Origin of the sequence: Gluconobacter aidae (assembly GCF_009547075.1) — a bacterium.
GTDB classification, from domain to species: domain Bacteria; phylum Pseudomonadota; class Alphaproteobacteria; order Acetobacterales; family Acetobacteraceae; genus Gluconobacter; species Gluconobacter aidae.
This window is the reverse complement of record NZ_WIPH01000033.1, coordinates 1-23,469: the sequence shown is the minus strand read 5'-3', so window position 1 is coordinate 23,469 and position 23,469 is coordinate 1. Positions and strand designations below refer to the sequence as shown.

Genomic DNA, 23,469 nt, shown 5'->3' with positions numbered 1-23,469 from the left:
GGACCACCTCAGAAGGGGGTCAACAGGAAAATTGCATTTTTGTGAAAAAATCAGATCCCGTGGAACTTTCTGAACCACAGACAGAATTCTTTCATCCCTTCTTCAAAGGATACGACCGGCTTCCAACCGCAGAATTCCCTGACATTTTCCAAAGAGGCCCAGGTCGACTCCATATCCGCCACCGGTCTGGGACGTCGCTCCACGGAAGCTTTCCTCCCCAGATTCTGCTCAAGCAGTTCAATCATGCGGGTCACCCTTTCCGGCTTATCCCCTCCCAGATTAAGCACCCGTGACATTCCGGCTTCTGGCGGCCTTTCCAGAACCTGCTGCACACCTCTGACGATGTCATCGATATAAGTGAAATCGCGGGAAAGGTGCTTTCCTTCATAAAGGGTCACGGGGCGCCCTTCCGAAATTGCTTTCGCGAACCCGTAATACGCCATATCGGGCCTTCCCCAGGGACCATACACCGTAAAAAACCGGAGCCCCGTCTGCGGAATACCGTGCAGATACGCGTAGGACTCAGACATCAGTTCGGCAGCACGCTTGGTTACGGCATATACGGAACTGGGCCGCTCAACCCGATCCGTCTCCCTGAAAGGAACACTATGATTGCGGCCATAAACGGAGGAGGAGGACGCATACACAACATGCGTCAGCTTTTTCAGATGACGGCAAGCTTCCAGAAGAGCAACTTGCCCCATGACGTTGGACGTCACATAGGAATAGGGATCGACCATCGAGTGCCGGACCCCGGCCTGGGCCGCAAGATGGATGACACCTTCCAGATCAGCGTGCTGCGCGACCAGGCCCTGCATGGCTGCAGGACTGGCCAGGTCCATTTTCAGAAAGCTGAACCCCGGATAAGGCTCAAGCTGCTCCAGTCGGGCGGCTTTGAGGGCCGGATCATAATAGGCATTGAGAGTATCGACGCCTACGACCTCCATGCCCTGCTTCAGAAGGGCCTGTGCAACATGAAACCCTATAAACCCGGCAACCCCGGTAACCAGAACCTTCACAGGACCATCAGTGCTTCAGCGCGGAACTGGTAACAGCATCGCCCACCCGGATCCCCAGCTTCGCCGTAACGCCCCCTGCCAGTTCAAGCGTATTGGCAACCACACCATCACTCCGCAGGATCGCCTCGCTCAGAGGGACAGCGTTTTCCGCAATCGCATGGATATGGTTCGTTGAATCAATGAACACGATGTCCAGCGGCACAAGCGTATTACGCATCCACATGTCCGAGACCTGAGGCGTTGCCCACATGAACAGCATCCCCTCGTTCTCAGGCAGATGCTTGCGGAACATCTCGCCCACTTCCTGCTGACGATAGGTCTTGGCCAGTTCCACCGTAAACTCATGCTTCTGACCATCGCGCGTCGTAATGGTCAGAGGCGCGGTTGGCAGACGGGCCTGCGCCTGCGTGATCGGCTCCTCCGCCTTCGCAACGCCAGCACTCATTCCAAGCGCCGCCACCAGCGCACAGCATAAAACTCGCATGATATGACTTTCAGGTTCAGGAAATCAGGAACGGATTGGTCCGGCGCTCTTCTCCGATGGTCGTCGGCATCCCATGCCCACACAGAACCACCGTATCATCAGGCAGCGTCAGAAGATGTCTGCGAATACCGTCGACAAGCGCCTGTGAATCGCCATACGCAAAATCCGTCCGGCCGACAGTCCCCCGGAACAGCGTATCGCCAGCCAGCACACGCCGGTTGTCATGATCCACAAAGACGACATGCCCCGGCGTATGGCCAGGAACATGCGCGACATGAAGATCCTGCCCCAGAAGATGCAGGACTTCTCCGCCTTCCACAAAGCGATCCGGCGCAACATTCTCCATGCCCGGAATTCCGAAAGCAGCCGCCTGCCTGGTGATGCTCTGAAGCAGGAACTCATCCTGCCTGTCCGGCCCCAGAACCGGAACCGGCTGACCCTGCTGTTTTTCAAGATCTCTTTTCAGGGCAGAAGCGCCGCCGGCATGATCCAGATGACCATGCGTCAGAAGAATGGCCTCAACGGTCATCCCGTCCAGATGCTGAAGAATGTCTCCGACATCTCCGCCGGGATCCACCACAACGGCGCGACCCTCATCATTCGAGAGAATGGTGCAGTTCTGCCGCAAAGGCGTTACCGGCACCCGCTTCGCATACAAAGGAGTCACAGCTCCCCCTTCCAGACGGTCCGTTCTGATGTGGCGATACAGCGTCAGCCCCCGCGCGACAAGTCAGACACAGCATCCACCCCGACACCAGCCACCACGGATCATTGACCCCTTTTCACAGGAAGGTCACTCTCCATCTTTTCCCATCATACGAGGTATCATCATGAGCCGCATCATCCGCACAGAACCCAACGCCATTCTTTCCAAGGCCGTCGAATATCACGGCTTCATTTTCACGCAGGGCGTTGTCGCAGCGGATCTGTCCAAGGGAATCGAAGAACAGACCAAGAGCGTTCTCGACCAGCTCGACGAAATTCTTGAGGTGCACGGCACCGACAAAACCCGCATCCTTCAGGCCCAGATCTGGGTGAAGGACATCGCAGACCGTACCGCCCTCAACACGGTCTGGTCCGCATGGCTTCCGGAAAACATGGCCCCTGCCCGCGCCTGCGTTCAGGCCGTCATGGCGGACCCGAAGATTCTCGTGGAAATCATGCTCACGACAACGAAATGATCTGAATCGGACGATTATGGCGAGAATGCAGCAGAGTGTGGTGTCAAAAAGATTTTCTTTGGAAATGAAAATTTAACACACAGGCCTGCATTCTGCTCTTGTCAGGGTTGCAGGAAGGTTGTTACCTCCCTGTGACCCGAACAACACACAACCAGTCAGGATCCTAAAGGTCGTGAAGCATAAAAGTTGCCGGAAAACCTTTTTCTCTGCTCTGGCGCTCTCCGCGATCGCATTCTTTTCGGGACAGGCTCAGGCCCGTCACAGTTCGGGTCACCACGGGCGGACCGTCTTTCACAGCCACCGCTCCAGCAGCCATCGCCATTCTTATGCTCACGTCATTCAGTGCGTCGCCTACGCCAAGACGGCTTCAGAAGTCGTTCTGCACGGCAATGCGCGTGACTGGTGGTACAATGCCGCTGGCGTTTATGCCCGCGGATCCGCGCCGCAGGCCGGTTCGGTCCTGAATTTCCGGGCCATCCGCCGTATGCCGCTCGGCCATGTCGCCGTGGTCCGTTCGGTGGAAGACAGCCGCACAATCTATATCGACCAGTCCCACTGGGCTTCCAACGGCATCGCCCATAACGTGCGCGTCGTTGACGTTTCGCCCAACAATGACTGGAGCGCGGTCCGCGTCGCTCTCAACGATCGCAGCGGCCGCCTTGGCAGCATCTATCCGACCTACGGTTTCATCTATCCCCATTCCGACAATGGCGATCGCAACCCGGCCCCGCATGTCGTGATGGCACGCGCTTCGAATGTCTCAGGTTTCCGTCACCGCGCCGTCCTGAACGGCTCTGACGCTCTGAGCCATCCGATGAACAGCACCGAAGTCGCCGAAGCTCCGGACGATGCCTTCACTTCGGACGCTCCCGACCGTTCGATTCGCTGATAAAACCTGCCGACCGGGCTTCAGTCCGGTCGCGATTCCCTGTGATAGGGATGACCGGTATTGATGGCCTGAGCCCGGAAGACCTGCTCGGCGATCAGAACCCTGACCAGCATATGCGGCCAGGTCAGCTTCCCCAGAGAAATCACGGAATCGGCCCGCTGGATCACGCTTGAATCCAGCCCCTCCGCACCACCGATCAGAAAATGAATGGGGCGCCCTGATTCCTGCCAGCGGGACAGCATCTCCGCCAGCCGCAGACTGTCCGGTGTCTTGCCACCTTCATCCAGCGCCACGATCAGGGCATTGTCAGGACAGGCCCCCAGAAGAGCCGCAGCATCCTTGCGCTTCTGCTCCTGGACGCTGCCTTTTGACGGCGCGAGTTCCGTCACCGTCAAAGCGGGCCTGATCCGGCCCGCATAACGCTCGAACAGTTCGCGCTCCGGCCCGGCTTTGAGCCGGCCGATTGCGACCAGTTTCATTCAGTCGTGCTCTTCGTCCTGCCCGACAGCAACTTCGTCTTCGCTGCCATCCAGATCAGTGCCCCACATGCGCTCAAGCCCGTAAAGCTCGCGGCTTTCCGGCTTGAAGAGATGCACAACAACATCGCCGGCATCGATCAGGACCCAGTCGCTGCCATTCGCGCCTTCGATCAGAATGCGCTTGATGCCGATCTCATTGAGCTTCTTCTCGATGTGATGCGCCATCGCGGAAATCTGGCGGTCGGCAAGACCGGTCGCAATAACCATGCGATCAGCAAAATTCGCGCGGCCGACCAGGTCCAGCACAACGATGTCTTCACCCTTGTCTTCGTCCAGACTCGTGGTGATGACCGTCAGCATGCTGGTCAGAAGATCCGGCTGCACGGCTTCGCGCTTGACGGCCGTTTTCTTCGGTCCGGCAACTGCGGCCTTCTTGCGAGCCGTTCCCGGCACCTTGGCAGCCTCGGCCAGTGCCGCATCGGGGGAGCTGGTTTTCCGGCGCACAGGCTTTTTGGCCTGCGATTCGGGAGAGGTCGTCTTGGTGATGGTTTTTACTCCTGATCGGAATCCGGACGAAACTGGCCGGACTCACGCAACGCTGTAGCCGATATATCGTTCTGCGGCGCAGAAAGGAACGTCCATGCGTTGCTTTTTCGCTCCGCAAACACGGGAGATTCCCGCGAAGGCCGTCTCTGATGCCGCAAAACAGAGGCCGCGGCCCCCCGCAGGGCTGGCGAAACACTCCCCGGACGCGGAGCAACAGCGATGGGAACCATCGCAGCCAACCGCCGCCAGCGCTTCCAGCGCGGGAGTTGCGCCAGACCATCCGCCCCCATCAGCCACACAAAACGGACATGCGGAAATCGCTGCTTCAGCAATGCCACGGTTTTGACGGTGAAACGCTGCCCCAATCGGGATTCGATGTCAGTCGCAACGATTCGCCGCCCATCCGCGATCCGCTCCGCCGAGGCCAGACGCACCCTGAACGGCGCCATGCCCTTGCCCGGCTTGAGCGGATTTCCCGGTGAGACCATGAGCCACACCTGATCCAGACGCAAAGCCCGCAAGGCCCGCCGCGCCAGCATGAGATGACCCGCATGCGCCGGATTGAAAGAGCCGCCCAGCAGACCGATCCGCATATTCCGGCCATCGCCAGACGTCGGGATACTGATCAGCCCCGCACCTGCCCGGTGCCGATCACTTCGTACCGGTAGCATGTCAACTGCTCGAGCCCCACCGGCCCCCGGGCATGCATCCGCCCTGTCGCAATGCCGATTTCCGCACCGAATCCGAACTCCCCACCGTCACAGAACTGCGTGGACGCATTCCACATCACAACCGCACTGTCCGTCCCGTTGAGGAACTCCGCCGCGGCCTCAGGATCTTCTGCGATAATGGCTTCGGTATGCGAACTTCCATGCCGCGCGATGTGATCCAGAGCGCCCTCAACCCCGTCCACCACCGCAACCGAAAGCACCGAATCCAGCCATTCTGTGCTAAAATCATCAACCGAGGCCACTTCAAGCGTCGGCACGATCACACGCGCCCGGTCATCTGCCCGGAACGTACATCCCTTCGCGGCCAGATCTTCAACCAGCAGCGGCAACAGCGTCGGTGCAATCGCCGCATCGATCAGCAGCGTCTCCGTCGCACCGCAGATCCCTGTACGCCGCATCTTCGCATCCAGTAGCACTTTCCGGGCCATGGCCGGATCTGCACTCGCATGGATATAGGTGTGATTCAGGCCATCCGCATGCGCCAGAACCGGAACCCGAGCCTCGCGCTGCACGCGCTCCACAAGAGACTTGCCGCCACGCGGAATAATCAGGTCAATTTTTCCCGAAGCCTGCAACATCGCCCCGACCAGAGACCGGTCGGCAGACGGCAGGATCTGTACACAGGCCTCATCCAGACCGGCAGCCCGCAATCCGTCTTCCATCGCCGCCTGAATGGCGCGCGCTGAATGCAGGCTTTCGCCTCCACCACGCAAAATCACCGCATTGCCGGACTTGATGCACAGCGCGGCGGCATCAGCCCCAACATTGGGACGGCTTTCATAGATCATGCCGATCACGCCAAGCGGCGTCGCCACCCGGCGGAAATGCAGCCCGTTCGGCCTGTCCCATTCCGCCAGAACACGCCCGACCGGATCCGGCAGACGTGCCACGTCTTCCAGACCACGCGCCATCGCCTCGATCCGCTCCGGCGTCAGCGTCAGACGGTCCCGGAACGCCGCATTCCGGTCTTCGGACAGCGATGCCAGATCCTTCTGGTTGGCGGCCACGATCTCGTCAGAGCGGTCCCTCAGCGCTTTCGCAGCTTCGGACAGGGCATGATTGCGGGTTTCCGCGCTCGCCCGCGCCAGACTCCGGCTGGCCCGGCGAGCATGCTCCGCCAGACCGTCCAGAATGTGCCCTGCCTCAGACATTGAACCGGAACAGCAGGACGTCGCCATCCTGCACCACATATTCCTTGCCTTCGATCCGCAGCTTCCCGGCTTCCTTGGCCCCGGCCTCGCCATTACAGGCGACGTAATCATCGAACGCCACGGTTTCGCAGGCAATGAACCCGCGCTCGAAATCGTTATGAATGACGGCGGCGGCCTGCGGTGCCTTGGTCCCGGCCGTGATCGTCCAGGCGCGGGATTCCTTCGGTCCGACCGTGAAATATGTCCGCAGACCCAGCAGCTTGTAGCCAGCCGCAATCACACGATCCAGCCCGCTATCCGTCAGGCCCAGCCCTTCAAGAAACTCCGTCCGGTCTTCCTGCGGCAGCTGGCTGACTTCCGCCTCGATGGCGGCCGACACCACGACAACGCCCGCACCCTCGGCCTCGGCCCGCTTGCGCACGGCTTCCGAAAAGGCGTTTCCGGTCGCGGCAGAACCTTCCTCGACATTGCAGACATACAGAACCGGCTTCGTCGTCAGAAGCTGAAGACGGGAAGCCTCTGCTTCCTGCCCCTTCGGAACAGCCGTCCGGGCCGGCTTGCCATCACGCAGCGCTGCCAGCAGCGGCTCCATCAGTTCAAGCTGAGCCTGCGCTTCACGATCATTGCCACGGGCCCGCTTCTGCAGACCGACCTGACGCTTCTCAAGGCTCTCCAGATCCGCCAGCATCAGCTCCGTTTCGATGATGTCCGCATCCCGGACCGGATCGACCCCACCTTCAACATGGGTGATGTCGTCGTCTTCGAAGCAGCGCAGAACATGCACAATGGCATCGACTTCACGGATATTGGCCAGGAACTGGTTGCCCAGCCCTTCACCCTTGGACGCACCACGCACCAGACCGGCGATGTCCACGAATTCAAGGCTCGTCGGAACCTTACGGATGGACTTGCCGATCCGCGCCAGTTCATCCAGTCGTGGGTCCGGCACAGCCACACGGCCCGTATTCGGCTCGATGGTGCAGAACGGGTAATTCGCAGCCTGTGCCGCCGCCGTTTCCGTCAGGGCATTGAACAGCGTGGACTTGCCAACATTGGGCAGACCGACGATGCCGCAATTGAAACCCATTCGTGCTCTCCATCATCATTAAAAGACCGCTCGGACGCGAACGACCCGTTCCAGAAAATTCCGTTGTCCTGTGTTCGCAGAAACCGGAGAGGCTCACAACCACTTCCCGCCGCGAAACAGGCTTTTCAGCCCGCGATTCCCGCCAAAAGCGCCTTGCGTAATCGCACATAGCCCGCTTCCTGCGTCTGGACGAAATGCTTGAACAGGACCGGAGGATGAATCACAGGATCGAATTGGGGAACAGCCGTCACAACCGCGCCGTCATATCAGCCCCCCTGAGCGGCCATTTCAGCCGCAGTACCGTCAGGCAGCCAGCAGGGCGACCTTCGTCATGAAAGCTTCGTGTTCCTTCTTCGCCAGAAGGGGCGCCGCATCGGCGATGGCCTCAAGCCAGCGCTCCAGCTCCGGCTCTTCCGCCTTCGCGAAGTTCCCCAGCACATGCCCGGTCACACGGTCCTTGTGCCCCGGATGACCGATCCCCATCCGCACGCGCCAGTAATCCGGCCCCGGCAGAAATTTATCCATGGAGCGCAGACCATTATGCCCGGCGGCACCACCGCCACGCTTGATGCGCAGCTTGCCGAAGGCAAGATCAAGTTCGTCGTGGAAGACGGTAATATCATCCTGCGCAATCCTGAAGAACTGCGCGGCCTGCTGAACGCTGTCGCCTGACAGGTTCATATACGTCATCGGCTTGAGGAGCAGGATCTTCTGCCCCCCGATGACGCCTTCGGAGGTCTCCCCCCGGAAACGCTTGCGCCACGGCGAGAAACCGTGGCGCCTGGCGATCTCGTCGACCGCCATGAAGCCGATATTGTGTCGATGACGGCTCATCCCCGGCTCGGGGTTGCCGAGACCGGTCCAGAGCCTCATCGATTACTTCTTCTTTGCGCCGGGCTTTGCAGCAGCGGCTTCGGCTTCAGCAGCAGCCTTGGCAGCAGCTTCGGCTTCCATTTCGGCATCGATCGTCGGTGCAGCGATGGAGGCGATGACCATGTCAGCAGCCTGGCCGCTTCCCAGAACAACGCCTTCAGTGCCCTTGAGGTCCGTCCAGCGCACGTTGTCGTGGATATCCAGACCGCTCAGCTCGGCCGTGAAGTGCTCCGGAATGTTGGCCGGATCAGCCTGCACGTCCACATAGTGACGGACGACGTTCAGAACGCCACCGCGCTTGATACCCGGGGACTTCTCTTCGCCAACGAAAGCGATGGAGACTTCAACGTGCACCTTGGTGCCGGCAGCAACGCGCTGGAAGTCAACATGGATCGGGGCATCGGTGACCGGGTGCAGCTGCACGTCACGGATCAGGGCTGCAACCGGCTCCGCGCCTTCGGCAGCGAGGTTGTACACGCGGGAGGACCAGCCACCGCGATGCAGTTCCTTCATGATCACGCGCGGATCAAGTGCGATGATGGAGGGTTCCTGCTTGCCACCGTAGATCACGGCCGGCACGAGGCCCTCACGTCTCGTTGCGCGCGCTGCCCCCTTACCAGCCTTCGCACGCGTCGAGACAGCAAGTGTCGTCAAATTAGCCACTGTTACGCTCCTGCGTATTGAATTTCACTCAACACAGACCTCCAGGGGTGCCTGTGCGAGGCGCGGAGTAGCGGAAAACCGCCACCGGCACAACCATTTTTCGGACTCCACCCCTCTGGACCAGCCCGTCTGCGGGCCGCTACGCTTGCGTTCCATTTCCACAGTTTCCGGCAGATCCCCCACCCGATGAGCATTGCCGCCCGCATCGAACGCCTGCCCTTTACCCGCTTTCACTGCAAACTCCTGTTCCTCGGCGGCCTCGGCTACACGTTCGACGGCCTCGATTCCGCCATCGTGGCCTTCGCGCTGCCGATGCTGAAAAGCCAGTGGCATCTGAGCGGCCCGGCGCTGGGCCTGCTGGGAAGCGCCACCTATCTCGGCTACGGGCTGGGCGCCCTGCTCTCCGGCTGGTGGGGAGACCGCTCCGGCCGCCGCCGCGTCATGATGAGCGCCCTGGCCATCTACGCCATCGGCTCCCTGCTTTCCGCCGGGTCCTCCTCGTTTGCGGGCTTTTTCCTGTGCCGCCTCCTCTCCGGAATCGGCGCGGGTGCGGAAGCCACCATCATCGCGCCCTATCTCAGCGAATTCGTCGCCGCCCGCTATCGCGGCGCATTCACGGCTGCCCTCACGGGATTCTATTCCTTTGGCTATGTCACCGCCGCCATCATGGGGTTCATGCTCGTGCCCGCCATGGCGGATGGCTGGCGCTGGGCCCTGGCGCTCACGGGTTTTCCGGTCCTGATGCTTCTGTGGTGGCGCCGCGCCCTGCCCGAATCCCCCCGCTGGCTCGACGAGCGCGGCCAGACGGCCGAAGCCTGCCGCATCGTCGGCGACATCGAGGAAAGCGCGGGCCTCGCCGTCGGCCTCACCACCACGACCGACCGTGGCGCCCCGAGCATCCGTTCGGTCCGGGATCTCTTCGCCCCCAACCTGCGCCGCTCCACCTTCATGAGCTGGGCCATGTGGCTGGCCATCACCTTCAGCTTCTACGCGTTCTTCACCTGGATCCCGACCCTGATGATCGAACGTGGCATGACCGTTACCCGCAGCTTCGGCTACGCCATCTCGATCTATTTCGCGCAGCTTCCCGGCTATGCCTCCGCCGCTTTCCTCACAGATCGTCTGGGACGGCGCGGAACGGTGGCGCTGTTCATGGTCGCCGGGGCGATCAGCGCCATCGGCATGGCCGCCAGCCAGACGCCCACCGAAGTCCTGCTTTTCGGCATCCTGCTGTCCTTTTTCATGAACGGCACCTTCGGCGGCATCTACGCCTACACACCCGAGCTCTTTCCGACGTCCCTGCGGGCCCGCGGCATGGGTCTGGCCTCTGCCATCGCGCGTCTGAGCGCCATCGCATCGCCCGTCCTGATCGGCTGGCTGTACCCGCTTGCCGGTTTCCCCGGCGTCTTCGGCCTCACGACCCTGACCCTGCTGTCAGGCGCCACCGTCACGCTCGTCTTCGGGCCCAGAACGGAAAAACGCCCGCTCGATGACGAGCAGGCGTTCGCACGCTCCTGAACCCTCAGGGGCGAGCCTTCAGATCATCGGCACCCCACCATTGACCGCCAGAAGCGCGCCCGTGGTGTAGCTGTTCAGCGGATCGGCAAAATAGACATAGGCCCCGGCCAGCTCGGCCGGCTGTCCCGGACGGCCCAGCGGCACATCCGAACCCAGATGCTCCTGCTCTTCCTCGGGCATGCCGGTTGCAATGAACGGCGTCCAGATCGGGCCCGGCATCACGGCATTGACCCGGATCCCCCGGCCGGCGAGCTGCTGCGCCATGCTGGACGTGAAGTTCGCAATCGCCGCCTTCGTCATGGAATACGGCACCAGCAGTTCCGGCGCCGTCTTCAGATTGACCGAAGACGTGTTGATAATGGACGCCCCGGCCTGAAGATGCGGCAGAGCCGCCTTCGTCAGATGGAACAGCGCATCCGTATTGGTGGAGAAATGGCGCTTCCATTCCTCATCGGAAATCTCTTCCAGCTTGGCACGCGCCTTCTGGAAGGCGGCATTGTTCACCAGAATATCAAGCCGGCCGAACGTCTCGACGGTCCTGCTGATCATCTCACGACAATGCGCGCCATCACGGATGTCTCCGGGCAGGAGCAGACAGTTCCGCCCCTCGGCCTTGATCTGTCCTCCGATATCGCGCGCATCATCCGCCTCCGTTTCCAGATACGAAATCGCGACAGCCGCCCCTTCACGCGCAAATGCCAGCGCGACAGCCCGTCCGATCCCCGAATCACCCCCCGTGATGAGGGCCGCGAGCCCCGCGAGCTTTCCGGAACCCTTATAGGTTTCTTCCCCGTAATCGGGCCGGGGAATCATCTTTTCCGAAAGACCCGGAAATTTCTGCGTCTGGCCCCGGAATGGCGGACGCGGATAGCGGGTGCGAGGATCAGCAGGCATGGAAACACTCCTGTGTCGTCATGGACAGAGTTCGTCTGTTTAACGGCCCGTCTTCCGGACAGGTTCAGAAAATTTCCCGGATTTATTTCAGGAACACTTGCCCCTGACAACGCCTTCTAAGGAACACGGCCTTTCCGATGGGAAAGGCAGCTTCCTCATCCAGACTTCCCGAAGCCCCGTATTTTTTACGGGCCTACAGGCAGAGGCGCATTTCATGAGCACGCACAAACGCAAGACCGTCACCATCGGCGACCAGACTTTCGAACGTGGTCCGCAGGGCGCCACCCATCAGGTGGCGTCAGGCGAGACCCCGACCCTTACGACCCAGCAGGGCGTCCCCGTCTCCGACGATCAGAACACCGAGAAAGCCGGTGCCCGCGGGCCTGCCCTTCTGGAAGACTTCCATTTCCGCGAGAAGATCTTCCACTTCGATCACGAGCGCATCCCCGAGCGCGTCGTCCACGCCCGCGGCTACGGCGCGCATGGCTTTTTCGAACTGACAGACTCCCTGGCCGATTACACGACGGCCAGTGTGCTGGGCAAAATCGGCAAGCGCGTTCCCGCCTTCGTCCGCTTCTCGACCGTCGCCGGTGGCCGTGGCTCGTTCGATCTGGCCCGTGACGTGCGCGGTTTCGCCGTGAAGCTCTATACCGAAGAGGGCAACTGGGACCTTGTGGGCAACAACATGCCCGTCTTCTTCATTCAGGACGCCATCAAGTTCCCGGACATGGTGCATGCCGTGAAGGAAGAGCCGGACAGCGGCTTTCCGCAGGCCCAGTCCGCCCATGACAATTTCTGGGACTTCGCATCCCTCTCCCCCGAGACCGTCCACATGCTCATGTGGATCATGTCCGACCGCGCCATTCCGCGTTCTTTCCGCTTCATGGAAGGCTTCGGCATTCACACCTTCCGCCTCGTCAACGCCGAGGGCAAATCCACTTATGTGAAGTTCCACTGGAAGCCGAAACAGGGTTTGCAGTCCGTCGTGTGGAACGAAGCCGTCAAGATCAACGGCGCCGATCCGGACTTCCACCGTCGCGACCTGTGGGAATCCATCAATTCCGGCGATTTCCCGGAATGGGAACTCGGCGTACAGCTCTTCGATGATGCGTTTGCCGACAAGTTCGACTTCGACATTCTGGACGCCACCAAGCTGATCCCCGAAGAACTCGTCCCGGTCCGTCGCATCGGTCGCCTCGTGCTGAACCGCACGGTGGACAACTTCTTCGCTGAAACCGAGCAGGTCGCGTTCTGCACCCAGAACGTCGTGCCGGGCATCGCCTTCACCAACGATCCGCTGCTGCAGGGCCGGAACTTCTCGTATCTGGACACCCAGACCAAGCGCCTCGGCGGTCCGAACTTCACGCATATCCCCATAAACGCGCCGAAATGCCCGTTCCATAACTTCCAGCAGGATGGCCACATGGCCATGCACAACCCGAAGGGACGTGCGAACTACGAACCCAATTCCTGGGGCATGGGGCCGCGCGAAAACCCGCAGACCGGCTACAAGCCCTATGCCGAGGAAGTAAACGGCCGGAAGACCCGTGAGCGCGGCGAACTGTTCGCCGACCACTATAGTCAGGCCCGTCAGTTCTACACCAGCCAGACTCCGACCGAGCAGACGCATATCAAGAACGCCTTCGTCTTCGAACTCAGCAAGTGCCTCACACCGGCCATCCGTGCCCGCGTCGTCGCCCATCTGCTGAACGTCGATGAAAAGCTCGCCAAGAGCGTGGCTGAAGGTCTGCGTCTGGAAAAGATGCCAGTTCCTGCCCCGGCGGCCCGCACGCCGCTGACGGATCTGCCGGCTTCGAACCCGCTCAGCATCCTCAAAAACGGTCCGAAGACGTTCAAGGGACGCAAACTGGGCGTGCTCGTCACCGATGGCACGGATGCGGACCTGCTCGCTGCCCTGATGAAGGCTGCGGAAGCCGAAGGTACGATCGTCGAACTGGTCGCCCCGGCGGTCGGCGGCGTGAAAACGACGGATGGCAAGCTTGTTCCGGCCGGCCAGAAGATCGTTGGCGCCCCCTCGGTCCTGTATGATGCGGTTGTGCTGCTCCCGTCCGCAGCAGGGGCAAAGCTCTTAACCGGCGAAGCCACCGCACGGGACTTCGTGGCCGACGCCTTCGCCCATGCGAAGTTCATCGGCTACGGCCCGGACGCCAGGCCCCTTCTCGCCAAGGGTGGCATCACGCCCGAAGACATGGATAACGGCATCATCCCGCTTGAGACCCCCGCCGACCTCAAGACCTTCATCACCCTGTGCCGCAAACTGCGCTTCTGGGACCGCGAAGCCAGAACCCACGCTGTTTGAGACAGAACAAGGGCCGGAGACATTCTCCGGCCCTTTATTTTGTATCTGTCCCTCCCCACGCCATATTCCGAACGGAATCATGCCTGACTTCCATTACAGAAGCGTTCTGCTTTTGCAGGATGGGATTTCAGGGTGCAGACAACGACAGGCGCACAGCGCAATCCGGGGATCGACCTGCTCAGAGGATTATCCATCATCCTCGTCGTCATCCATCACCTCGCCCTGCGCATCCCCCTGATGCACACCGGCCTTTCCGCCGTCTTTCCAGCGATGCTGCTGAAGGCCCTGACCTGAGATGGCGGCAAGGGCGTGAAGATCTTCTTCGTTATTTCAGGCTTCCTCATCACCGATCACACACTGCGCCGATGGGGCAGTCTGGGCGGCATCAACGCCATTGCCTTTTCAGCGCGCCGGGCCTGCCGCATCCTGCCATGCCTGCTGGTCCTGCTCGGGATTCTCGCGGCTCTCAACCTCGCAGGCGTGCCCGATTTCCTTTTCCATCACGAAAACCAGACCCTGCCCGGCGCCATCTTCGCAGCGCTGTTCATGCATCTGAACCTCTACGAAGCCCGGACGAACTATCTTCCCCCCAACTGGGACGTACTGTGGTCCCTCTCGGTCGAGGAACTGTTCTATGCGGCCTTCCCGATCCTCTGCCTGCTGGGCGGACTCGTTCCCAAACTGCCTGGCCTCGTTTTCGCGCTCCTCGCCCTGTCCAGCCCTTTCGCGGAATGGCAGATCCGGAACGCACGGGACATCTGGCAGGATGAAGCCTACGGACCGGGTCTCTCCGCAATCGCCATCGGCGTCTGCGCAGCCCTTCTGGCGCACCGGATGAGCCCACCCCTCTTTGCAAAACTCACGCCCCGGCTCGGCTGGGCCGGAAGTCTCGGCATCGGTCTCTATCTGATCGACGGCCATGCCGTATGGCTGACCCTCGGCTACGCCACATCACTGTTCTTCACAGCCTCATGCGCCGCCCTGCTTCTCGCTTTCTACAACGGCTGGGGCAAGGCCGCCGGAAGCCGGCTTCTGGCATGGCCCCGCCAGTGGGGTCGGCTGAGCTATGAAATCTATCTCAGCCATATGTTCGTCATCATGCCGATGGTTCATCTTTTCAGAGCCAGCGGAGAAAACTGGACGCTCGGCTGGGTCTGGCTCATCCCGACCCTTGGCCTGTCCTTCTGCCTTGGCGCCCTCGTGGACCGCTTTCTCTCACGCCCCGCCGATCGCTGGCTGCTCGAAAAATCCGGCCTGCGCCGCCCTCACCCGACAGGACGGATCGCCGAGATCTGATGGCCGATATGTCCGCCACCTGCGAGCGTCCGTCGCCGATGGCTGAAAAACCGTGGGTCCGTCAGCGTATCCACACCAAGGATCTGCACGGTCCGGACGCCAGCCTGTTCCAGCCGGAAACCACAATAGCCCGGCAGATCGAACAGGAAATGCCCCTCACGCGACGCTGAACGGAAGAAAGGCTCAGCCGCTGCGCCCTTGGCCAGAACAGCATCCCGCATATCCGGGCCGACCTCATAGCTCTCCGGCGCAATGCACGGCCCGACAACGGCGCTGATCCCCGTCGCACCCAGCGCCACCATCTGCGCGACCACGGATTCCAGAATCCCGCCTACAGCTCCGCGCCAGCCCGCATGCGCCGCGCCAACAATCCGCCCGTCCTCGGACGACAGCAGCACGGGACCGCAATCCGCCGTAATCACACCCACTCCAATTTCCGGACGGTCCGTCACCAGCGCGTCACCTTCCTGCCCGGTCCCGGCCACCCAGAGCAGCGTTTCAGCCGTCACCGGGACAGTGATGTCACTATGCGTCTGCTTCAGACCCAGCAGATGATCCGGTGCAACCCCGATCGCCCGCGCCACCCGGGCCCGGTTCTCCGCCACATTTGCCGGATCATCCTGCGAGGACAGCGAACAGTTCAGACTGTCATACGGTGCTGGCGAGACGCCCCCAAGCCGCGTGAAAAACCCGTGCGGAACCTTGAGAACCGATCCCGTCAGCACAGCCTCAGACATGCGCCGACACCTGAGCCGGGCGGCGCATCGCATAAACCATGAGCCCCATTCCCGCGAACGCCATCGGAATACACAGCAACTGCCCCATCGTCGTCCCACCCGAGAGGAACCCGATATTCGCATCCGGCTGCCGGAAGAACTCGCAGAAGCTCCGGGCACAGGCATAGCCAAAGAGGAACAGTCCCGAGAGGAACCCGAACCGCTCGCGAACCTGTGGACGGCTGGCGGCAAACAGCATCACGCACAGCAGCAGCACACCTTCGGTCAGGGCTTCATACAATTCGGAAGGATGCCGCGGAATCGGCCCGCCCGTCGGGAAGATCATCGCCCAGGGCAGATCCGGAGAGGCCGGACGCCCCCACAGTTCCCCGTTCACGAAATTCGCACAGCGCCCCAGCCCAAGCCCGATCGGCACAACCGGCACGATCCGGTCCGCGAAAGCCAGAAAGCTCAGACGGTTCTTCCAGCTAAAATAGACCAGCGCCAGAATGACGCCCAGCGCCCCGCCATGGAACGACATCCCGCCATCCCAGGTCTTGAAGATTTCGAGCGGATGCGAAAGATAATCCATCGGCCGGTAGAACAGGACGTAACCCAGCCGCCCCCCCAGAAGCACACCAAGAATGGCGTAGAACAGGAAGTCATCGACCTGTTCTTTCGTCGCCACTTCCGGCGCCAGGCGGTTCAGCCGCTTGGCGATCGGCAGCGCGATGATGAACGACACCATGTAAGCAAGCGCATACCAACGCACCGCCAGCGGACCGACATGGAAAGCAACCGGGTCAAAATTTGGAAAGATCAGGGGATGGCTCAAGACAGCGGCTCTCAGAGATTGGGGTGAGGCTGGGAGAGATACTCGCGCACATACTGCCCGATTCCGTCTTCAAGAGACGTAAACGGCGCATCATATCCCGCAGCGCGAAGGCGGCTCATATCCGCGCATGTGAAGGACTGGTATTGCCCGCGCAATTTCTCGGGCATGTCAACAAATTCGACATCCCGCGCCCGCTTCGTCGCATCGCAGACGGCGTGTGCCAGATCGAGATAGCTCCGCGCCACGCCGGTTCCGCAGTTGAACAGACCGCTGACCTCGGGATGGTCGAACAGCCACAGCATGACGTTCACCACGTCCCCAACCCAGATGAAGTCCCGCTTCTGCTGCCCGTCGGCCAGACCGGGCACATCCGAGCGAAACAGCTGTGCCGCATGGCCCTGTACAACCTCGTCATACTTGACCTTCACCACAGAGATCATCGCCCCCTTATGATACTCGTTCGGCCCGTAAACATTGAAGAACTTGAGCCCGGCCCATTGCGGCGGCACCGGCGCACCGGAGTCGATTTCCCGCTTCACCCACAGATCGAACGCCTGCTTGGACCAGCCATACAGGTTCAGCGGATGCAGCTCGTCGATATTCTCCAGCCCGTCACGGAACATCTCCGGCCGGTCCGCGGCACCATAGGTCGCGGCCGAGGAGGCGTAAATCATCCGCACGCCACGCGCCGCACACCACCGCCACAGTGTTTGTGACATATCCACATTGCACGACCAGACCAGATCGCCATCCCGCGCCGTGGTGGCGCTGATCGCCCCCATATGGAACACGGCTTCGACATCCGGCTCCGATGCGAGGAAACCCTCAAGCGCGTCAGGCGTGATGATGCGGTCCGGCGCATGGGAGGCCAGATTCCGCCATTTCACCCCGTCCCTGAGGCGGTCAACCACAACCGTCCGCAGGCCCCGGCGACGCAGGGCTGCATGAAGACACGAACCAATGAATCCGGCCCCGCCGGTGACGATAATCATCCTTCCTGTATAGTCTGTCCCCGATAACGATCCAAGCGACGCGCCCGACATGACACGCCGCAGAACAGCAGGAATTTCATCATGGCTGACAGACCCCGCTTTTTCGACGACCTCGCAGGCCTTGCCGGCAACGCCTTTTCCGCCGTGACCGGCGCCCGCGAAGAGCTTCACGCCATCGTCCGCACCCGCGTGGACGAAATCCTCAACAGCCTTGATCTCGTCCGCCGTGACGAATTCGACGCCGTACAGGAAATGGCAACCCGCGCGCGCATGGCACAGGAGGCCACCGAGCAGCGTCTGACCGAAATCGAATCGCGCCTCTCCGCTGTCGAGGAACTCGCAACCGAAGAGAAGGGCGGTCCGCAGGGCTGATCTGCAACAGTCATCAGGGCCGGTGTGACTTTTGCAACGCGTAATGCTTGCACACCGCGCAAAGGGTCCATAACGTGATTGATGTCGGGAGGGGATTTTCCTCTTCCGGCCGCAGACATCTGGAGCGCCGCACCGGCGCCAGGCCGGTGCCAGGCTCCACGGCCTTGGGAGACCCGCCATGCCTGCCCTGAGCACCTCACTCACCACGGAAACAGAATCCCATCCGCTCGACCTGATGGAACAGGTCATGAGCCTCTATGAATGGGAGTTCGAACGCCTCGGCCCATCCGAAATGGCCGCCCAGGCCCCCGGACAGTGGTGCGACTATTCGCTGTATTTCACATGGTCCGACGAACTCTCGGCCCTGCATCTCAACTGCATCCTGGACCTGCGCTCGCCCGCCAAGCGCCGTCCGGCCATTCATGAACTCGTTTCCCTGGCCAATAACCGCCTCTGGATCGGCCATTTCGCCGTCGATCCCGACACCGGCACCCCTTCTTACCGACATACGCTGCTGCTGCGTGGCGTGCAGACCCTTCCCGGTGAAAGCATGGAAGACCTGGTGGACATCGCCATGTCCGAATGCGAGCGGTTCTATCCGGCGTTCCAGTTTGCACTATGGGGCGGGAAATCGCCGCAGGATGCCATAGACGCCGCAATGCTCGACTGCGCAGGAGACGCCTGACCGTGCCATCCGTCCCTTCGGTTCTTCTTGCAGGGTGCGGAAAAATGGGAGGCGCGCTGTTTGACGGCTGGCTCGCCTCCCCCACACCGCCCCGGCTCGTCGTTCTTGACCGACACCGAACCGGCTCGGACGACGCCGTCACCGTCGTCCGTACCGCCGCCGAAATCCCAGCCGGTTTCAGGCCCGACATCATCGTTCTTGCCGTCAAGCCGGCCGCTGCCGAAATCATGATCGACGCGATCGGCAAGGCGCTTGGCCCCCGCATGAGCAACGCCGCCATTCTCTCCGTCATGGCCGGCCGCACCTGCGCCGCCCTTTCGGACGCGGCCCGGCTGGCCGGCGCGGACATTCCGGTCCTGCGCGCCATGCCCAATACGCCTTCCGCCGTGGGTGCCGGGATCAGTGGCCTCTACGCCTCGCCCTCCGCCACGCCGGAGCAGAAATCCATCTGTCACGATCTGCTGTTTGCCGTCGGAGATGTCGTGCCGGTGGAGAAGGAAGCCGATCTGTCCGTCGTCACGGCCGTCTCCGGCTCCGGCCCCGCCTATGTCTTCCTGCTGGCGGAGCTTCTGGAAAAAGCCGGGCAACAGCATGGTCTGTCCCCGACCATCGCCCGCCGGCTGGCGCGTGGAACGATCTACGGCGCCGGGCGCATGCTCGATGACCTGCCCGACAGCGCCGAGGACCTGCGCAAAGCCGTCACCAGCCCCAATGGCACCACAGCAGCAGCCCTGGCCGTCCTCATGAAATCCGACGCCTGGCCAGAGACTGTTCCAAAAGCTATTGACGCTGCGACAAAACGGGCCGACGAACTCGCAGGCTGACGGTTTCTTTATGGGAGAGAGCTTGTCGGCAGACCGCAATGCTCCCACCATGAAACCAGAAGCTTTCGACAGGAGACCCGTATGGACGGACGGCAGGACCCCTTTGAATCCGACGACATGGCGCTGAGCGGTCCGCCGGACATGGCGCAGGAAGCCTTCGACGCCGCCCTTCTCCAGTCCGCCCTGTCGCTCGCCGGAAACGAGGGATGGCACCGCTTTTCCCTTGTGGACGCCGCCCGCGAAGCCGGTCTTCCCATCGAAACCGTCCGCAGGCGCTATCCCGTCAAGGCGCTGCTGCTGCTCCAGCTCGGGCGCCTTGCCGATGCCAGCGCCCTGCGTGACGACGGTGACGGCGGAACGCTGCGCGAATATCTCTTCGACCTGATCATGCGCCGCTTCGATATCTTCCAGGAATATCGCGAAGGCGTGCGCGCAGTCCTCCAAGCCGTGCCTTACGACCCGGCTCTGGCGGCTTTTCTGGCCGGCACCACCCTTGATTCCATGAAATGGCTCGCGGAAGCCGCAGGGATCGACTGCACGGGCTTTGGCGGCGTGATGCGCATCAATGCCCTGGCCGCGGTCTGGGCGCACGCCATGCGGGCCTGGGAAAAGGACGAAAGCCCCGACCTCGCAGCCACCATGGCAGCCCTGGATACCGCCCTGGACCGCGCCGAGCGTTACGGGATTCTCAAGCCTTCCGCCCGGCGCAAAATGGACGAGGCCCTGAACAATACCGGCCTGCCCGATCACGATCTTGAACTGGAATCCTGACTTCGCACTTTACGAAGGCCGCCGGTTCAGATTAGAAGGCCGAAAGCATGCGCTCTGAAGGGCGCATCATTTGGGGTGTAGCCAAGCGGTAAGGCAGCGGATTTTGATTCCGCCATGCGGAGGTTCGAATCCTCCCACCCCAGCCAACCTCCAAAAACCGGAAAATACTCCCCGCAACGGGTACGGCACGTTTCAGGACAATGCCTGTCAACCGATTTGGCTAATCTCGATCAAGGATGTAATCTGGAAGGACATACTTCCGACATCAATCAGGGTCTTCGTCGTGAAAAAAGAAAAATCTGCAATAGTGCTTTTCGTTAAAGACGAAGCCCATGACATCATGGCATGGTTATCATGGCATATTTCTCTCGGGTTCGATAAAATATTTGTATATGACGACCATTCTACTGACGGGACCTATGAAATAGCCAAATCCTGCGAAGGAATTTACAACGTGGAGGTTTGCAGGACTTCCATGCTTGAAGGCAATTTTTACTACAGACAACGCGACAGCTATTTTGATGCCATCAAGAAGTCCATCGATCACTATGAGTGGATCGCCATGCTGGATGGTGACGAATATGTCAGCATCGACGGCACCCAGGACATAAACGGATTTCTGGACAAATTCAGTAAAGACGATACGGGAATTGCCCTAAGCTGGTGCATATACGGAAGTTCCAGCAGAGTCCTGAAAGACAAGGTCCCGACCTACCAGGTCTTCAACCACAGATCGACTCCCGAACTGAATGACAACACGCTCGTAAAAAGCTTCGTAAGACCGGAAGCTGTCAGCTTCGTGTATGAAAACCCTCATAAGTTTAACCTGTCCTACGGGAATTACGCGGACGCTGCCGGCCAGCCCGTAGAATGGCGTCCCGGAGCCACGAAAAACATCCTGTGGGAAGGCGCCAGAATCAATCATTATATCTGCCGCTCCATGGAGCATTTCATCGATCGCATCAAAAGGCGCCTGGGATCCGATCTGTCGAACAGTACGGTCTACTGGTCTCATTTTGATCGTAATGATGTCTATGATCCCCAGGATCGGGCACGCATCAATGCGGCAAATACCGTCTACAACACTATCAAGAAATCAATTTTCCAGTATTCGATGAAGAATTTCCTTGAGAAAGGAAACGCTCTGGAAAACACGGAAAACAACCTGACTCCTCACAGAAAAGTGGATGTCTTCCATCTCAAGAGCATTCATGGCGAATATCTTTCCCTGAACAACATTGATGGACATCTCTTTCAGGGAGAGGGATTTGAGCGCATTCTGGCGGCCATCCCCTACGACAGCAACAAAATCTGGATTTTCCGGAATCCTTTTGTGTATTCCTCAAATGTTCGATTCCACATCAGCCACTCAGCCCAAAGTAACTACTGCTATGAATTTGAATTCGCTTCCAATGAATCGGATGGTTCCATCTTCATAAAATCTCCGAAAACCCAAAAATACCTGACCTGCATTCCCGTAAACCATGGTGGAAACGTGGAATTCTCACGGGAAGAGGCTTCAGACTGGGAAAAGTTTTACTTCGGAGAAAAGGTCTCTGAGCTGACATTCGTTGGAGACATCGAGGGACCGGCCTCCGACCTGATATATTACATACTCAATTCTGCAGGATCTTTTCCGTATGAAGAGTTCTTACTGAAATCATCCACGCTCGAAAGTAATGACAGGATGAATCTGAAATCGCTTCTCGGACCCCAGATCATGTCCATTATCTGACCCCCCTTGGGCAGCCACAAGCGCGTTACACCGGGCGCTCCCGACAGTTCCCCTGTCAGAGCGCTCACAATCCTTCAGACAAGCTGCTTCAGTCCGGGACTGGCCTTGAACCTGACGGTCCGCCCCGCTGAAACCTCAACAGCCTCTCCGGTCCGTGGATTGACGGCCTGCCGCGCTTTGGTTTCACAGACCGTGAACGTCCCGAAAGACGGCAGCGTAAAACCACCTTCCTCCCGCAGTTCCTCAATAATGGCGTCAATCATGTCATTGACCGCCCGCTGGGCAACAACCCCTGTGCAGTTCATGGAATCCTGCAGAACTGCGGCAAGAAAAGCTTTGCTCATGAATAAAACTCCGGATTTACTCAGTGCAGATCGCATCTTGCCGGTACAGAAATGCCGCTAATGCGAACTGAAGGGCGGATTGTCTACCACCTCAGAATGCCATAGTGTTTCCTATAGAATCGCCCTAGAAACAACCATATATCATGAATTTAACGTTTCTTTCTTCAACAGGATGATCCGTGCCAGCCCCTGTCTGCCTGTTCGCATATTACAGTACAGAAGCGGGGCTTCCCCCTCACACACGCCATCTGCTCAGCCAGATCGCGTCCTGCGGCTTCACGATCCACATCGCCGCCTCCGGCCTGTCGGAAACAGAAGCCCAATCGCTGCACGATGACCTCGCAAGCGGCACATCTCCGGTCTCAGCAACCGTCCACGCCCGCCCCAATACCGGGCTGGACTTCGGGGCCTGGCAATTCCTGCTCTCCCATGACTGCGACAGGGACGCAGACGAAATCCTGTTCGCCAATGACAGCGTCTTCGGCCCGCTCCTCCCGCTCAATCCCATCATGGAGCGCATGCGGGCGCAGAACCTTCAGATCTGGGGCATGGTCCGCTCGGAAGCCGTGGTGCCCCATCTGCAATCCTGGTTCCTGTGCATGACCCGCGAGGCCCTGAATCATCCGGCAGTCCGACGGATCTTCAACCAGCCCTTCAGCGACATGAGCAAGGACGAGATCGTCCTGCACGGCGAACTTGGTCTCGGCCTGGCCATCAAGGCGGCCGGACTGTCTTGCGGAGCCGCCTGGAGCAACCCCCGCGGTCTCGCCCGTCTTCTGGCACTCAACCCCATGCACACGGACTGGCGCGCCGTCCTGCGATCGGGCCACGCCCCATTCATCAAGACCGAACTCCTGCGGGACAACCCGAGCGGAATCGCCTCCACCCATCTGTGGCGGCAGGAAATCCCCGATCCCACCTTCTTCAACCCCGACTGGATCGCCCGGTATCTTGCCGCCACACCACCCCGCGACCGCTCCAAACGCGCGGGCTTCCGGGCCAGACTGATCCAGGCCCTGGCCAGCGAAGACCGGCGGCACGCCCTTATAGCCCTGCTCCTCGGC

The 23,469-nt window shown here is 60.4% G+C and carries 27 protein-coding genes and 1 tRNA gene; 13 read left to right on the top strand and 15 right to left on the bottom strand.

Annotation, left to right across the window (positions count from 1 at the left end):
- Positions 1 to 50: 50 nt before the first annotated feature.
- From GFJ39_RS11545 to GFJ39_RS11535, 3 genes are read right to left on the bottom strand one after another with little or no spacing between them, the layout of a single operon-like run.
- Positions 51 to 1,019: an SDR family NAD(P)-dependent oxidoreductase gene (locus GFJ39_RS11545; protein WP_325062931.1), complete on the bottom strand. Its 969-nt coding sequence runs from the start codon at positions 1,017 to 1,019 to the stop codon at positions 51 to 53.
- 7 nt (positions 1,020 to 1,026) lie between these two features.
- Complete coding sequence (locus GFJ39_RS11540) at positions 1,027 to 1,503, bottom strand: DUF192 domain-containing protein (protein ID WP_011252713.1); 477 nt, start codon at positions 1,501 to 1,503, stop codon at positions 1,027 to 1,029.
- A gap of 16 nt (positions 1,504 to 1,519) precedes the next feature.
- Positions 1,520 to 2,170: an MBL fold metallo-hydrolase gene (locus GFJ39_RS11535; RefSeq protein ID WP_325062930.1), complete on the bottom strand. Its 651-nt coding sequence runs from the start codon at positions 2,168 to 2,170 to the stop codon at positions 1,520 to 1,522.
- A gap of 163 nt (positions 2,171 to 2,333) precedes the next feature.
- Here GFJ39_RS11535 and GFJ39_RS11530 point away from each other — a divergent pair, with 163 nt between their 5' ends.
- Both GFJ39_RS11530 and GFJ39_RS11525 read left to right on the top strand, forming a co-directional pair.
- Positions 2,334 to 2,684, top strand: coding sequence for a RidA family protein (locus tag GFJ39_RS11530; protein ID WP_011252711.1), 351 nt, complete (start codon positions 2,334 to 2,336; stop codon positions 2,682 to 2,684).
- A gap of 172 nt (positions 2,685 to 2,856) precedes the next feature.
- Positions 2,857 to 3,573 carry a CHAP domain-containing protein gene (locus GFJ39_RS11525; protein WP_325062929.1) on the top strand — a complete coding sequence of 239 codons (717 nt, stop codon included), beginning with the start codon at positions 2,857 to 2,859 and terminating at the stop codon, positions 3,571 to 3,573.
- Positions 3,574 to 3,593: 20 nt separating this feature from the next.
- Here GFJ39_RS11525 and GFJ39_RS11520 read toward each other — a convergent pair whose 3' ends face one another.
- The 7 genes from GFJ39_RS11520 to GFJ39_RS11485 all read right to left on the bottom strand — a co-directional run bounded on the left by GFJ39_RS11520 (position 3,594) and on the right by GFJ39_RS11485 (position 9,103).
- Positions 3,594 to 4,052, bottom strand: coding sequence for a 23S rRNA (pseudouridine(1915)-N(3))-methyltransferase RlmH (locus GFJ39_RS11520; RefSeq protein ID WP_041111584.1), 459 nt, complete (start codon positions 4,050 to 4,052; stop codon positions 3,594 to 3,596).
- Positions 4,053 to 4,505, bottom strand: a complete 453-nt coding sequence (rsfS, locus tag GFJ39_RS11515) for a ribosome silencing factor (RefSeq protein WP_325062932.1) — start codon at positions 4,503 to 4,505, stop codon at positions 4,053 to 4,055.
- A gap of 98 nt (positions 4,506 to 4,603) precedes the next feature.
- Positions 4,604 to 5,191, bottom strand: coding sequence for a nicotinate-nucleotide adenylyltransferase (locus GFJ39_RS11510; RefSeq protein ID WP_153431466.1), 588 nt, complete (start codon positions 5,189 to 5,191; stop codon positions 4,604 to 4,606).
- Between the two features lie 32 nt (positions 5,192 to 5,223).
- Positions 5,224 to 6,480, bottom strand: a complete 1,257-nt coding sequence (locus GFJ39_RS11505; RefSeq protein WP_153431465.1) for a glutamate-5-semialdehyde dehydrogenase — start codon at positions 6,478 to 6,480, stop codon at positions 5,224 to 5,226.
- Entirely contained in the window at positions 6,473 to 7,567 is a 1,095-nt protein-coding gene (gene ychF / locus GFJ39_RS11500) for a redox-regulated ATPase YchF (protein WP_041111581.1), read from the bottom strand. The genes GFJ39_RS11505 and ychF overlap by 8 nt, the downstream gene beginning before the upstream one ends.
- Positions 7,568 to 7,870: 303 nt before the next feature.
- Positions 7,871 to 8,440, bottom strand: a complete 570-nt coding sequence (pth, locus tag GFJ39_RS11490) for an aminoacyl-tRNA hydrolase (protein ID WP_153431464.1) — start codon at positions 8,438 to 8,440, stop codon at positions 7,871 to 7,873.
- 3 nt (positions 8,441 to 8,443) lie between these two features.
- A complete protein-coding gene (locus GFJ39_RS11485; RefSeq protein ID WP_041111579.1) occupies positions 8,444 to 9,103 on the bottom strand; it encodes a 50S ribosomal protein L25/general stress protein Ctc in 660 nt (219 codons plus the stop codon).
- Positions 9,104 to 9,289: 186 nt separating this feature from the next.
- Between GFJ39_RS11485 and GFJ39_RS11480 the strand changes: the two genes are divergently transcribed.
- Complete coding sequence (locus GFJ39_RS11480) at positions 9,290 to 10,621, top strand: MFS transporter (protein ID WP_153431463.1); 1,332 nt, start codon at positions 9,290 to 9,292, stop codon at positions 10,619 to 10,621.
- An 18-nt stretch (positions 10,622 to 10,639) separates the two neighbouring features.
- Here the strand turns inward: GFJ39_RS11480 and GFJ39_RS11475 are convergent, their stop codons facing one another.
- Positions 10,640 to 11,515 carry an SDR family oxidoreductase gene (locus tag GFJ39_RS11475; protein WP_153431462.1) on the bottom strand — a complete coding sequence of 292 codons (876 nt, stop codon included), beginning with the start codon at positions 11,513 to 11,515 and terminating at the stop codon, positions 10,640 to 10,642.
- A gap of 214 nt (positions 11,516 to 11,729) precedes the next feature.
- Between GFJ39_RS11475 and GFJ39_RS11470 the strand changes: the two genes are divergently transcribed.
- The 3 genes from GFJ39_RS11470 (at position 11,730) to GFJ39_RS11465 (ending at position 15,131) form a co-directional block, all read left to right on the top strand.
- Complete coding sequence (locus GFJ39_RS11470) at positions 11,730 to 13,835, top strand: catalase (protein WP_153431461.1); 2,106 nt, start codon at positions 11,730 to 11,732, stop codon at positions 13,833 to 13,835.
- Between the two features lie 132 nt (positions 13,836 to 13,967).
- A complete protein-coding gene (locus GFJ39_RS14295; protein WP_228391918.1) occupies positions 13,968 to 14,129 on the top strand; it encodes a hypothetical protein in 162 nt (53 codons plus the stop codon).
- Between the two features lie 15 nt (positions 14,130 to 14,144).
- Positions 14,145 to 15,131, top strand: a complete 987-nt coding sequence (locus GFJ39_RS11465; protein WP_325062928.1) for an acyltransferase family protein — start codon at positions 14,145 to 14,147, stop codon at positions 15,129 to 15,131.
- Here GFJ39_RS11465 and pgeF read toward each other — a convergent pair.
- From pgeF to rfaD, 3 genes are read right to left on the bottom strand one after another with little or no spacing between them, the layout of a single operon-like run.
- Positions 15,101 to 15,868, bottom strand: coding sequence for a peptidoglycan editing factor PgeF (gene pgeF / locus GFJ39_RS11460; protein ID WP_153431460.1), 768 nt, complete (start codon positions 15,866 to 15,868; stop codon positions 15,101 to 15,103). The genes GFJ39_RS11465 and pgeF overlap by 31 nt on opposite strands.
- Positions 15,861 to 16,682, bottom strand: a complete 822-nt coding sequence (gene lgt / locus GFJ39_RS11455; protein WP_153431459.1) for a prolipoprotein diacylglyceryl transferase — start codon at positions 16,680 to 16,682, stop codon at positions 15,861 to 15,863. Before lgt ends, pgeF begins: the two co-directional genes overlap by 8 nt.
- Positions 16,683 to 16,693: 11 nt before the next feature.
- Positions 16,694 to 17,674 carry an ADP-glyceromanno-heptose 6-epimerase gene (rfaD, locus tag GFJ39_RS11450; RefSeq protein WP_153431458.1) on the bottom strand — a complete coding sequence of 327 codons (981 nt, stop codon included), beginning with the start codon at positions 17,672 to 17,674 and terminating at the stop codon, positions 16,694 to 16,696.
- A gap of 81 nt (positions 17,675 to 17,755) precedes the next feature.
- Between rfaD and GFJ39_RS11445 the strand changes: the two genes are divergently transcribed.
- From GFJ39_RS11445 to GFJ39_RS11420, 6 genes are all read left to right on the top strand, one after another.
- A complete protein-coding gene (locus tag GFJ39_RS11445) occupies positions 17,756 to 18,046 on the top strand; it encodes an accessory factor UbiK family protein (protein WP_153431457.1) in 291 nt (96 codons plus the stop codon).
- 178 nt (positions 18,047 to 18,224) lie between these two features.
- Complete coding sequence (locus GFJ39_RS11440) at positions 18,225 to 18,731, top strand: type III secretion system chaperone family protein (protein ID WP_153431456.1); 507 nt, start codon at positions 18,225 to 18,227, stop codon at positions 18,729 to 18,731.
- Between the two features lie 2 nt (positions 18,732 to 18,733).
- Positions 18,734 to 19,555, top strand: a complete 822-nt coding sequence (gene proC / locus GFJ39_RS11435; protein WP_325062927.1) for a pyrroline-5-carboxylate reductase — start codon at positions 18,734 to 18,736, stop codon at positions 19,553 to 19,555.
- Between the two features lie 81 nt (positions 19,556 to 19,636).
- Positions 19,637 to 20,326, top strand: coding sequence for a TetR family transcriptional regulator (locus tag GFJ39_RS11430; protein WP_153431455.1), 690 nt, complete (start codon positions 19,637 to 19,639; stop codon positions 20,324 to 20,326).
- Between the two features lie 71 nt (positions 20,327 to 20,397).
- Positions 20,398 to 20,472: transfer RNA gene (locus tag GFJ39_RS11425), tRNA-Gln, on the top strand.
- 137 nt (positions 20,473 to 20,609) lie between these two features.
- Positions 20,610 to 22,061 (top strand): glycosyltransferase family 2 protein, encoded by a 1,452-nt coding sequence (locus GFJ39_RS11420; RefSeq protein WP_153431454.1) that lies wholly within the window; start codon positions 20,610 to 20,612, stop codon positions 22,059 to 22,061.
- A 74-nt stretch (positions 22,062 to 22,135) separates the two neighbouring features.
- Here the strand turns inward: GFJ39_RS11420 and GFJ39_RS11415 are convergent, their stop codons facing one another.
- Positions 22,136 to 22,405 (bottom strand): HU family DNA-binding protein, encoded by a 270-nt coding sequence (locus GFJ39_RS11415; RefSeq protein WP_153431453.1) that lies wholly within the window; start codon positions 22,403 to 22,405, stop codon positions 22,136 to 22,138.
- A gap of 179 nt (positions 22,406 to 22,584) precedes the next feature.
- On the opposite strand from GFJ39_RS11415, the gene GFJ39_RS11410 reads away from it, so the two are divergent.
- Positions 22,585 to 23,469, top strand: an 885-nt coding sequence (locus GFJ39_RS11410) for a rhamnan synthesis F family protein (RefSeq protein ID WP_325062926.1), incomplete at its 3' end; no start/stop codon positions are given.